General features: G+C 41.7%; 9 protein-coding genes. All 9 read right to left on the reverse strand.

Annotation, left to right across the window (positions count from 1 at the left end):
• A partial coding sequence (locus CES81_RS12480) for a hypothetical protein (RefSeq protein ID WP_145993356.1) occupies nucleotides 1–724 on the reverse strand: 724 nt, incomplete at its 3' end.
• A gap of 1 nt (nucleotide 725) precedes the next feature.
• Nucleotides 726–1,346 (reverse strand): hypothetical protein, encoded by a 621-nt coding sequence (locus CES81_RS12485; RefSeq protein WP_089122049.1) that lies wholly within the window; start codon nucleotides 1,344–1,346, stop codon nucleotides 726–728.
• Nucleotides 1,333–2,490, reverse strand: coding sequence for a baseplate J/gp47 family protein (locus CES81_RS12490; RefSeq protein WP_089122050.1), 1,158 nt, complete (start codon nucleotides 2,488–2,490; stop codon nucleotides 1,333–1,335). The genes CES81_RS12485 and CES81_RS12490 overlap by 14 nt, the downstream gene beginning before the upstream one ends.
• A complete protein-coding gene (locus CES81_RS12495) occupies nucleotides 2,483–2,848 on the reverse strand; it encodes a DUF2634 domain-containing protein (RefSeq protein ID WP_089122051.1) in 366 nt (121 codons plus the stop codon). The genes CES81_RS12490 and CES81_RS12495 overlap by 8 nt, the downstream gene beginning before the upstream one ends.
• Before the next feature lie 9 nt (nucleotides 2,849–2,857).
• Entirely contained in the window at nucleotides 2,858–3,274 is a 417-nt protein-coding gene (locus tag CES81_RS12500; RefSeq protein ID WP_089122052.1) for a hypothetical protein, read from the reverse strand.
• Entirely contained in the window at nucleotides 3,271–4,503 is a 1,233-nt protein-coding gene (locus CES81_RS12505; protein WP_089122053.1) for a hypothetical protein, read from the reverse strand. The genes CES81_RS12500 and CES81_RS12505 overlap by 4 nt, the downstream gene beginning before the upstream one ends.
• Nucleotides 4,500–4,976 carry a phage baseplate plug family protein gene (locus CES81_RS12510; RefSeq protein WP_089122054.1) on the reverse strand — a complete coding sequence of 159 codons (477 nt, stop codon included), beginning with the start codon at nucleotides 4,974–4,976 and terminating at the stop codon, nucleotides 4,500–4,502. The genes CES81_RS12505 and CES81_RS12510 overlap by 4 nt, the downstream gene beginning before the upstream one ends.
• 10 nt (nucleotides 4,977–4,986) lie before the next feature.
• Nucleotides 4,987–6,966: a LysM peptidoglycan-binding domain-containing protein gene (locus CES81_RS12515; protein ID WP_089122055.1), complete on the reverse strand. Its 1,980-nt coding sequence runs from the start codon at nucleotides 6,964–6,966 to the stop codon at nucleotides 4,987–4,989.
• Entirely contained in the window at nucleotides 6,966–12,848 is a 5,883-nt protein-coding gene (locus CES81_RS12520; RefSeq protein WP_089122056.1) for a phage tail tape measure protein, read from the reverse strand. The genes CES81_RS12515 and CES81_RS12520 overlap by 1 nt, the downstream gene beginning before the upstream one ends.
• Between the last annotated feature and the right edge of the window lie 36 nt (nucleotides 12,849–12,884).

Genomic DNA, 12,884 nt, shown 5'->3' on the forward strand with positions numbered 1-12,884 from the left:
CAAAATTGTTAGCACCAGATAGGTGGGCTACTTTGGAATCGTCAGCTGGCGTGTAACCAATTTTATCTTGTTTGGCGTTAACCTCTTCAATCCCCGCTACATCGCTAGCTGGTTTACGCATATCAGCAATATTCACTTTTTTATCCAGTTGCTGATTAACGTCAACCGTCTTGGCGTAAGCATTCCCCGCACGGTCAGTAGGATCTGTTTTAAATTTCTTTTGGCCGTCAATTGTTTCATCACCGGTCGTATGGACAACCGTATCGTTGGTAGCAAACGAATCATCAATCATATTAAATTGAATTTGACTTGCATTTGAAAACCCAATGTTGAATTTATACGTATATGATACCGGAGTAATACCAGAAAAAGCTGGTATTGTATCTGGACTATTTGTTGATGTGATAACTGCAATTAATTGTGATTGCCCATTTTGAGAATCAGATCCCCAAATTCCAAATACCCATGCCTTGTAATCAGCTCTTATGGATGAGTTATCAACGACTGTTGAAATAATCAAGGTATTACTATTTTTAGAAAATCCGTTTGCACTAACAGTTTGCACTACCTTGGGAACAGATGTCATCGTTGAGATATCCGTTGTCGATGGTAATTGAGTATCACTTATTTCTATCTTATCAATGCTTAGTGATGACTTGTTGGCCAATATTTGAGCAATAAGGTTGTTTCCGTTAGCAGTTACTTTTGCCAAGTCATATGCCATGTTAATTGCCTCCTTTTACATTAACTTCTTTAACCATGATGGACTGAGTCCCAACACCTACATATTCAATTAGTTTAGAATTATTCATAAACGCAATTGTATTAATCGTAACTCCGTTTAGCGTCGCTGATGATAAACGATCCATGAGGATTATCAGTGATTGGCTGGATGATATTAAACTAGTTGGAAGGTTATCAATGTCAACAACCTGTGGGTTCCCAACTATTTTGGTACCATCCCAATGATAATCAGTGTGAACTTTTAACCCGGAACTCTTGGGATCAATTTGAAGCGCATTACAAACAATATTAATAATATCGTTAATTGTTCCACCTGAATGAGCCGCTAACAGCTTCGTTTTTAAAATAAACCGATATGTGTCATCATTCGCACCATATCGAGGTTGGTGAATATCGTCGCCAATCTCATCAAGCTGTTCGCCGACAGCTTCATCAATTATCCATGAACTGTGGATGCTCTCAAAGTTGTTGTCCAGCCATAACTGAAAACGCGTCAGTACCCGAATTAAAGTGTTGATGTTGCTCCCGGCACCAACGGCTAATCCCCTGTCGAACATCTTAAATATTTCAGAATATAGCTCATCATAATTAGTTTGGTACATAGTCAACCTCCACATTATCATCATCGATAATCGGAATCTCGAAGGCGGTCAAAGTGATGTTATCAGTACTTAATTTAGTCTTATCGGTTCCAATCGTGATATCCGCGTAATTGACACCGTCAATTGCATAGATATTAGAGAAGAATTGATTGGTCACAACTTTTGAACCCATTTGCAAGCTTTCAATGTATCCTTCAACAGCCGCCTTAATATCATCTGTACCTTCATTTTTATCAAAGCTGTCATTGACTTTAACACTGACTTTGGCAAAAATCGGCGTTTCTTGTGGACGATCGAAGTAGATCGTGTGCGCTTCGCCAGAATCATCGATTGCTGTGCCACTCTTAGATCCATAAAGGGCAATTCCACCGCCACCAACTCTAAAAATTGTATTGACAACGTCCTGAGCTGCACCGCCCTGAACATAGTAATGAACAGTCTTCGGCGGGTTGCCATAAGCATCAGGAGCATTCTCCGAACTGTTATAAACACTTTTGACGGCCGTGACTCCTTGAGTGTTCATTAATGCAGTGTATATGCCATTAATTGTCCCAGATTCATTGGAGTTTGATGCCAATAGCAATCGGTTTCTAAAATCAAGATCTGTTTCCATATCTTGACCACCCTCGGCTGCCTGTGAATTGGTTACATTATCAATTTCTTCAACAGGCGACTGTTGGTTAACAATTGTACCTGCATCAACATTGTATTGTGATCCTAACTCGCTTGAAACAATAATTGTTGATCCGACTCCGTTTACATCAAGTTGACAGTCATCAACGGAATAAAATTCGTTACCATTGTCATCCATAAATACAGTTCCCGTTGGAATTACATATCCAGGTGTCCCAGTAAATGATAAGGTCACGCTGGCTGCTTCAGCTTGCTTTCGCATTAACCCGTAATTGCCCCCAACGCGATCAAGATTTACTCCCGTGGCTTGCAGAATATATCCCGAATCATGAACATTTTCACCGTTTTGATCAACATTGACGGCTATTTTGGCCAAAACTCGGGCGAGCGTTCCCCAAAATGACCTGGGCGATACATTGGTATCTTCTCCGTTTTCTCTTCGAATAAAGCCTTGAACGGTATCTAAAGCATCGTCATAATTCAGCGGCGTATAACCATTTTCATCAATCATTGACGACACCCGCCTCCCATACAACTTCTTTCAATTGATTCTTAACTTCAATCGTAATGTGAACTTTGAGCACTCTTGCTTCCCGTTCGAAATCTACATCGTGAATCTCATCAATTCGCGGGTCTTCAAGAAGCGTTTCTCTAATCGCCGCAGTCACAAACTGATCGTGAACATTGCTTCCAATTACGGCTCCCCAGTCAAGGCCTTCATTGGTATCAAGAACCCAACCACCTTTGCGGGTATTCAAGGCGATCATGCAGGATTGGGTGATCTCTTCGAGGCCATCGACCATTGCCACGCTGCCTTTATCATCTTGCTCAAAATCGCCTTGATCATTTATATAGACATCCGTTGCCATTTAATTCACCTACTTCATATCAATCTTGCCGACGATAACTCCATCATTAGCGTCATGCATCCGTTTGCTATCAATCTTGTAGACACTATCGCCCTTGGCGTTAGAGGTATCTCGGTCTTCAAACACAACCACCACAACATCCCCCACTTGATAGTTGATTATCATTTCTGCATAGAATGGATCAAAACTATGTGAGTCGCCAATGTCGTCGTGGTATTTGATCTTAATCGGGATAAATGATGCTTGCAGGCTCAGAAGCTGTGGCCGCTTGGTTCCATCCGAAAACAAAGCCAGCGGCTGAACATCGTACGTTTTATCGGCATTCACCTTAACAATTTTGCAGCGAATGGAACCATGAATATCACTCATCACATCGTCCCGAAACATATTAAAAAATTCATTAACGTAGTCACGACTTTTAGTCATTTGGCACGCCTCTTTTTCTGCTTTTCCTTAAGCTTTTTTCGATTAGCAGCGTCCAACTTCGCTTTGGTCTTTTTATCTTTGGTTTCAGCTTTTTTGACCGAAGCTGAATTCTTCTTTTTGTATTTAGAGTAGTCAACCAAATCAAGTGTTGATGTTCCTGAATCATCAGTAATAGACGTTGTGCCGCTATTAATTAGTACCCAGCCACTCAAAGTTGTACTTTCAATATGGAAGATATACCCAACGGTAAAATACGGCCTAAAAAGAGCTACAACTTGATAGTGTTGTAGCCCATCATCCGAATCGTCTTGAGGTTCCGGCTCCCCAAGCATTCCGGTATCATAGTTCAAATAGAAGTTCGATTTTTTGTTCTTGGAATAATCCGCAATCTCCAATCGACCATTAGGATAAGCTATCGGTGTCTTACACTGCGAAGCAATACTTTTAATGGCACTCATCGGTTTTGCTTTAGCCGTGTAGCCCTTGGTAAACTTCTTATCGTATACGAGTTTTAGCTTGTATATTTTGATTCCCGCCTCCTTGGCAATCTTTTTGATGATTGAAGAACCCTTGGTATTTTTTGCAAAAGATAAGGGTTTGTACTTAGTCTTTTTAGTTACCTTAGCTTTAGCAGCATGGTTAGCTTTTTGCTTAACATATTCTTGCCGTTTCTTTTTGGCAAAAGCATTTTTCTTGGTAATGATTGTATGCCCATAAGCTCGAAGCTGTTTGCTTGTAGCACCCGGATGGCTATCAATCCACTTACGGCGCTGTGCATTCATCTTGCTATTGTAAGCAGTGATTGTTTGGTCAAGCGTTTTTTGCGCAGAAATTGACCTTGAAGTAGTCGCCTTTTTCTTAACTTCAGGAAGTTTGTCATAATCACTGCCATCAACGATAGTGATTGTTGTGGTTTTTCCTGACGTGTCAATGGTTGAAGGGGTCGGTGACGCCAACTTTCCTTCCATGATGATACCGACGTTATTCGATGAGCCATCTTCACCATACCAGCCGCCATAAACCCGAGCGTTAGAACCCTTCGTCAAATAATTAATATCTTCAGCCGGCAAGTTCATCACCGAAACTTGCGTCGTCTCCTTGCTGCCGGATGCATAGGACGCTTCAATATCCATTGAGATGTTATCAGGTACTTTGGCGTAACTCTTGAGAGTTAATTTGCCTTTTTTGCCATCAATCTCAAGCCTTCGATAAAGCCTAACGAGTTTCATTGCTCATCCCTCCAATCTTCCGGGAGCGCATACTCATTATCATCATCAGAAGGCTCGTCCTCGATTAATGAACTTCCTGAGTCATCATCTAGAAGATCAGAATTGTCAGTGTCATTCTCATCAACATCAGCAGTACTTGGATCTTCAATCGATGGATCAAGATCATCAAAATATAGAAAGACTGATATCTGAAAATTATCAATGCTGACGGTGTTCTCCACGCCAGTTTCATCAAGGGGGATAATCGTCACGCTTGGCAGATTAGCATCATTGATGTTCCACAATGGCACCCCATAAACAAGCTTTTCTCCGGTAATCAGCGGATTATCGTCAGCATCGTATAGGTTGAAATAAAAGTTATCGTAGCGTTCACGATAGTCGAACTCAATGGTGAAGTTCTCGGTTCCAACCGGTAAAACCACATAATTGGGGAGATCACTTGTATCAATAATTAATTTATCTCGTAAACTCATAAGATTCCCCCTACTTGACCCTTATCTTGATGTCAACCGGTATTGATCGGTCAGCGTACTTATTCCATTTGCGTAGTTGAGCAACACTGACATTGTACTTTTGGGCGAATTTATAGTACGTGTCACCCGGCTTAGTAGTTACCGTCCTCACGGCACTCTTGCTATTTTTCTGCTTATGACCACTACCAGATTTTTTGTTAGCCTTACCCTTATTTTTCGATGAATTGGCTTTCTTTTTGACATTTGAATCAGCCCAATCCACCTTCTGTAAAGTAATGGTTAGCGGAACTTGGTTAGTCAAATAGGTGTCGTGCGGCTTGTCAATTCCCGAGATGATCGCGTGTGGGAAAGACGTTTGCCCGATCAGTGATACTTCGGCTGTATTTTCAGCCCATTTTCTGATCCGTTCGAACTTTTTAACCAATGTTGGAACTGAACCATCTTCACCGATCAGAGCTCCGCCCACTGAAATACTTTCTGTTCCAGCCTGTGTAACCGTATTGATCGGTGTGTGTTTGATGACTGCCGTTTCATTAACGTTAACTGTTTCCGAAAAGTCTTCACTATCAGGCCATAAAATAGCGTAACTTTCTTTGCTGCCAGGGTTCACAGGCGTTATCCACGTCACATCTTTACCACCTGTTTCAGCCATCACTGCGGCGCCAATTGCTTTCTTCAGGATTGCCCGTTGTGTGGCTTTTTGAGCGGATAATGATTTTCTTTGGGCTTTTGAAAGCTTAGACCTGGCCGTAGCTTGTTTCTTTTTGAGCTTAGTTAAGGCACTATTTTTCTTTTGATAAACTTTCTTCAAGTTATCAAGTTGCTTTTTTAAAGCGGCTTTCTTAGTACCCGTAGCCTTGCTATATTGCTTAGTTACAATTGCAATTTTCTTTTTGGTACTTAAAACAAGTTTTTGCTGGCTTTTAACATCCTTCGTGGCATTTTTATAAATTCGCGTATCTTTGACAATCGTTTTACTAGTTGATTGATATTTTTGAAAATCAGACTTAGCAGAATTGAATGCCGTTTTAGCATCGGCTAAGGCTTTCTTTAAATTATTCAATGCTTTTAAACACTCACTAACCGTTGAATCAGCCGTCAGTGTAGGAATTGAAAATAGATAGTTAATCGAGTTCGATCCATTATCATTATTATTAAACGTCACTAAAACAGCAGATCCAGTTGAATAGATTCCTTCTGGCTCATTATAGGAATACTTCATACCATAGCTACTCGTTAGATAGCTTTTGACAAATTCCTTAGTATTTGTGTCAGCATTAAAACATCCAACAGTCGCTGGATCACTATTTGAGTTATAGGCACCACTTTGCCAAAAGATATATGGATAGCTTAACGACTGTGATTGCCACGTTTGCTGGCCGACACTAAATCCCATTGCTGACAGACTAACTGTCTTTTTAGGATTGCTTAAATTTCCCGGGTCACAAACGCAATAACTTTCCGCCGTAGTGTAGCCAACGAGGTTATTACTGGTATCATAATTAACTCGTAAAATATCAGGTGAATTGTAGAGCGACGTTAATGAACTTGCGTCAATCGAAGCCCCAGGCTGATAAGCGAACTTACTTATTTGGTAACCATTATGCCTGACAGAATCCCAGATATTACCTGAGCCATCAATTCCGAACGAGGATCCATGGCCCCCATTTTTAACCGTCATTTTAGAAACGTATTTCATTGCGCTATCCATTTGCTGATAAATGGTATCTTCACCAGAATTATAAGAAATCAAATAACCGCCGCCATATGGAACACAATACTGGGAACCGACATATGGCGACTTACCAACTACATATTGTGCCATGAGTTGATGAGCCGACTCATTTATATCGAGTCCGGCGCCATTAGCTTGATCGTCGAGGCTATCTAGATAGTCGGCATTTGCCTGATCATATGCTGCTTTGACATTATTTAAAACGGAAAGCGTTGAATTATAGGCATTTTTAGCTATATCTGCCGTGGTAGCCATTAAATAAACCCTCCTTCTCTTTTAGCCATTAAGTTGCCAAAGATTGCCTGAACCTGTTCGTTGACCTGCTTGGAAATATCATTGGCAACTTTAGTTCCAGCATTTTTATCATTAGCATTAACTGTGATATTCATGTTCAGGTTGACAGTAACGTTGTTGTTTGCATTGGCAGCCGGTTTTGAATGACTTGCTAAACCTTTGAGCGGATTATACTTTCTAAGGTTTTCTAGAAGCGCTTTGTGCATTTTCTTTTGAGATTCATTGCTGAATACCGAATTAGAAACTTTGCTACGTGCATCAATTGCTGAGCCGATAAGGCTATCTGCATTGCGCTTCTTTGGATTGATCGCAACCTCTGGATCTTTTTCGCCATAAACGTTTAATCTATTCTTGGTTGACCAGCCACCATTGTTATGAAGCAAAGCTGCGACTTTGACTGCATCCGCAACGTGTTCGCCTGTGTGGCCGCCTCGTTCCCATTCACTTGAGAATTTAGTTGCCAGGCTTGCTACTGAACCCTTACCACGAAGAACGCTCTTAAGGATTGAACTATTGGAACTGTCGCCGTTAAGTGCAAAGCCGATCTGTGTGCCCGCATTCTTCCATGAAGTACCGTGCTTCTTGGCATATGCTTTCAAGGCTGTAAATCTGCCCTTATACCACTGCCCTAGTCCAGAAGCACCAATACTGTTTTGAATTCCTGGGTTTAAACCTGATTCAAGTAGCCAGTTACCAACCACAGCCTCAATACCAGCTTTAGTTGATGAGGGATAAGCCTCTTTGATGGCATCGTACAAAGTCTTGGCACGTGAAGCCGTTCCACCGCTTAACCCAAGTGACCCAACATTACTTGATCTCAGGTGCTTCTTGACCCATTTAAGTTGTGGTGCAATTTCTTTCGCAACTAGCTTTGATAATGCCGACGAAGTTTTGTGGCTTTCTTTAGAAGATTTCTTAGCTTTGGTTGACTTCATCTTGGTGACATCAAGCCAACCACTAGTTGAATCCGGATTATTAGAAAATGGGTTACGCTTTGAGACACCAATATGCACATGGGTCCCAGCTGGTCCAAGAGCAGCAATTCTTTGCCCAGCTTTTACATCATCTCCAACGCTTACAAAAGTGTGTGCACCAGAGTTATTCTTGCCATTAAATTCTTGATAAATGACATAGTATCCATCAGCTGATTTGGTAACCATATTTTGACCAATACCAATTGGCCCACCCCAACCACGAGGAGCACCACCAGAACGGATTACTTTGCCGGGATGAACTGCATGAATAATATGCGCTCCGGAAAAGTCGTTGCCATCGTGAATAGACAGCCCACCGGAAACTGCACCTCGATAGCCCATTCCTGACGTATCATGAAACCCACTACCTGGACTGTGCAACCAAGTACCGCTGCCATACGCGCCACCGCCACCATTGCCTCGGGCATTGTCCATCTGTCGCCATACTTCGGCCGACCAAGGATTGCCATACTTGGTGGTAGATCGCTTGCTTAGCCCTTTAATAGCATTTCCAAGAACTGTATTAGACTTGGAAATATTTGATGAAAATTCATTTGTGAAAGCTCTGTTCGGATGGGCATTATTTTTACTAATAATTTTGTTGAGTTCAGTGTGTGAGATACCTGAACCTTTAGCAAAGTGCTGAATGCCCATTGAACGTCCCAATTCTTGGGTTTGTGATCCGTTAAGGACTCTGTCATGTTTCTTTAGGGGGATCATCCTATCATTCCCGTGAGGAATCAACAGGGAATTATTACGAATAATAGATTCTTGACGTGGACCAGACTTAGCATCATTCACGATCGCCAACTGGTCATTAGAAAGCTCTCCGTTTGAACCCTTAGCGTAGTGAATGGCATTGATGACGGAACTATTACCACCAAACTGTCCAAGGACTTTATCAATTCCTTTAATACCACCATTTAATTGTTTAACAGTATTGGACATTGCTGAATGCGCGTAGTTATCCATCTTACCAAGTGCATGACCAAAACCAATTGCCGTTGCTTTACCACTTGAAATTACGCCAGACCGCATCTGATTAACTTGTTTTTGGACACCTTTTTGCATACCGTCATAAGTCGAGATAGCCTGGTTCTTAGACTTGGTCGTGTAATGTTTAGTATCACTATTGATATTGCGCCACTTCGACGTGTTGCCTTTATCAAACTGAATCAACTGCTTGTATGAACCCTTTTGTAAGGCATCATAATCACTAACAGTCTGTTTCTTGATATCTTTAGTGTGCTTTGAAGTCGTTTTGCTGATTTTCGACCAAGCCTGGCCACTCTTCTTACTCAATCCATCAATATCTGACTTAGCTCGTTTACCGCCAAGCTTAGTGTTTCCAGTAGCATAACCAGGTAATACACGGCCATATGAACCATTGAGTACCTTTTTAGTATCTCGGTGATTAAGGATTCGCTCACCGTGCTTGACATGTGTGATTTCAGGCCCATTTGCACCCAACAAACGAGCTTTGCGACCGTTTACTGTATATGCCAGTTCAGTACCACCTTCACCAACGAGAGCAGCATGTGAGTGCATTGCAGCGCCACTAGTTCCTAAGGCATTAGCAGCAAGGGGGTTCCCAGGTAATTTTGCAGCATCTGTACTAGCTGTTCGTTTATGAAGCTTAGGGTGTTTCTTACCCGACTTCATAGAATTTAGGTAAGAATTCATTTTTTCGAGTTCGGGGGTCAAGTTGCTAGCCATAGCTTTAGTACCAAGATGACCAAGCTTGGTTAAACCACCCCAAAGGTTCCCCCACCAGTTGCCAAAGTGGCCCCAAATGCCTTTAATTTTTCCGGTCCAGGTATTCATTTGTTTCAAATTACCTTTAACCATGGCTGAGGTCTTTTGAACGACCTTTTCATGCATTGTTTCAGCATTATCAATAGTCTTATTCTTAGTAGTTCGGGCGGCACTGATGGTTTTATCCCGTTGACTGCGCGCGTTGGCAATAATCTTATCATGTTGCTTTTTACTAATTGAATGAGTTACATAATATTCCTTGTCGGCCGCGTTACGAACTGAATTGTACTTTTTATTAGCAGCACTTTTAGCAGATTTGTAAGTTTTGTTTGCAGAACTTACAGTTGACTTCATCGTTTTATATGAAGACCTGATAATTGAACGAGCCTGTTGCTGAGAAAGTTTCGAGGTACGATCTTTTAATCGACCGTAAATAATGGTTTCCTTGTTGGTATTATTGGTAAGTAACTTAGATACTGCCCGATTAGTTGCTGAAATAGCAGCTTCACGGCCTTTACCACCATTTTTTTCACTCCGGTTAATCTTGCTAATTCCTTTAGAAGCATTCGAATAGCGTTTATTCCAATATTTATTATCCGATTTTTCCATTGAACTAGCTTGTTTCTTAGTGATGACGCCTTCTTTGAGCAACCATTGAACTCGTTTGTTGGACGAAGATTTCTCCGAGCCAGTATATGACTTAAGCCCCTTACGCATAGATCCATATACGTTTTGATTGATCTTCGAGCCGGTTCCCTTGGATACGGTAGCCCAGTTATCATTAGCTTTATCAAATGAAGATGTAAATGACTTTAATTCTTTATCTCCAAACTTATCTAAGCCAAGAGTAACTCTTCGATGATGAACTTTGTTATTAGAATTTTTATGGGCGTACATAGCCTGTTGATAACCAAGACCATTAGCCGCTTGTTTTTTAATATATTTGCTTCCATTTTTAATATATTTGCTTCCAGCAATATATTTAGCAACAGAACCGCCAACAGACGATCCAATCATGGCAACCAATGGGTTGCCACCACTTAGTGCAAGACCCAGGCCAGCACCGACAGCATTACCCCCAGCTTGCCACATTTGACTACCGCCTTGTTTACTGTCGATGCCCTTTTTAAAGGCACTTACGGCATGACCACCAATTTGAAGACCAATCGTGGCATACGACATTCCTCTTAGAAGCCGGTCACTGCTTAATGCAGTCGCCGCATTGCCTAAACGAGATGGTGCAAAGTGAGTTGATTCGCTCCGGCTGGTTAGTACTTTGCCTTCACGATGAAGTCGGGATCCTGCCAATGGTGAAGCTCCGGCAACATCTTCAGCAACTGAAAGTGCACCTGACGCAGCAGAAGCCCGGCGTCCTTTGCCAAATAAAAGACTGCTTGATAATCCAAGCAGCCCTTTGCCGATCTTGATGCCTCCCCAAATACCAGCAAAAGCCGTTGCATATCCAGCAGCCTTTTTAATTGGTGCTGGTAGTCCGATAAGAACTTTAAGGAACTTGTTAGCAACGCCTAAAGCTTTAGTGAACGATGGCAAAACTGTCTTTGTGAATCCCATCCCCATAATGTTGATGTATTGCTTAAAGACGTCTATTTGATTTTTCCAAGACTGCATGTTCTTTTTGGCAAGTGATTGAATATAACCATTTTTGCCATATTGTTGAGCACGACTAACTTGTCCAGTTAGTGATCTTAACTGTTTCGTGTTATTGGCAAGAATCAGCCCTGATTCTTGGCCGGTTGTCCCAAAGAACATATGGAAGATATTAAACTTTTCAGCCGAACTCATCCCAGCTGTTGCTTTCTTTAACACACCCATATTGTCAGCCAGACTTTTAACTTGACCATTCGCCTTTTGAAAATCTGAAGGTTTAAGGCCTAGAGCTGACATAACTTGTCCTTGCTGAGACTTGGCTGCCATATTCGGGGCCGCAAACGAGTTCATTACCTTACGCAGACCAGTACCAGCAATTGAACCGTCCTGACCATTGTTTGAAAGGACACCAATACCGGCAACGGTTCTGGCGAGTCCTTGTTTGGAGCTGTGGGCTGTGGCACCAACATATCTCAATGCATCGCCCATGCCATTAAAGTTGGTGGCAGTTAAATCAGCACCATATGCCATTTCGTTCAGAACTTTCTTGGTGTAGGCAGCCATCTTCCTCTTAGAATTGCCAGCTTTAGTTTTATAGCCAAATTGTTCAAGTGTAGGAGCACCATAGTTAACAACCGAATTATATGGATCACCAGAAGCTCTCGCGGCTTGCAGGAAGTATTTATGTGATGCTAACTCCTGTTTACCGTTATAGCCTCGACGAATGAGTTCTTCTCCACCTTTAGCCATTGCGGTTGGCGAAACACCATATTGCAAGGCAAATCGATTGTTTTCTTTCTGCATTAATGAAGTTTCACGCCGTGACTGAGATGATGATTCTCCACCAGTCTTTAATAAGTTCTTGATGGTAATATACTTATTTTGCAGGTTGGTAACTTCGTTAGCTGACTTTAAGAAAGCTGCACCAATCATCCCAGCACCCATAGCGATTTGAGAACTAATATTTACAAAATCATTTCCGGCGTCGTAAAGATTTCTGAACGACTTCGTTGTCTTGCGACCACTTCTGCTTAAATTATCAAACGATGTCTTACCCTTTGTGCCGAACCTTTGAACTCGTGTATTTGCATGATCAATATCACTACTTGTTTGCTTGAGATTTGTCTTTACTTTGAAGTTTGCCTCTTTAGGCAAACGTTTAAATGAGTTCCTGGCTTCCTTGGAAGTATCAGAAAAAGCCTTGCCGATTTGCCCCGTATACTCACGCGAGCTATCAGCAAGGCCTTTTAAACGATTGTTTATGTTATCGACATCACTTGTAAGATTATCTGATAATTTTTTGGATTTAGAGATTAGACTGTCATATTTATCTTCAAACTTGGTCAATCCCTGAACCGACATGCGATTGCCAAAGTGGGAAAGTTGGTTGTTGGCCTCACGGCTTGATCTGATAAGCCGATCCATCTTGTCATTCGCACGATCAATCGCATCCATGTTTTCTGATACAACTCGGAATCCAACTTTGGCACTTCTTGCATATCCCATGTTAGAATCCTCCTCGCATTTGTGACTGTACTTCCA

This window comes from Secundilactobacillus pentosiphilus, from assembly GCF_002217985.1.
Taxonomy (GTDB): Bacteria; Bacillota; Bacilli; order Lactobacillales; family Lactobacillaceae; genus Secundilactobacillus; species Secundilactobacillus pentosiphilus.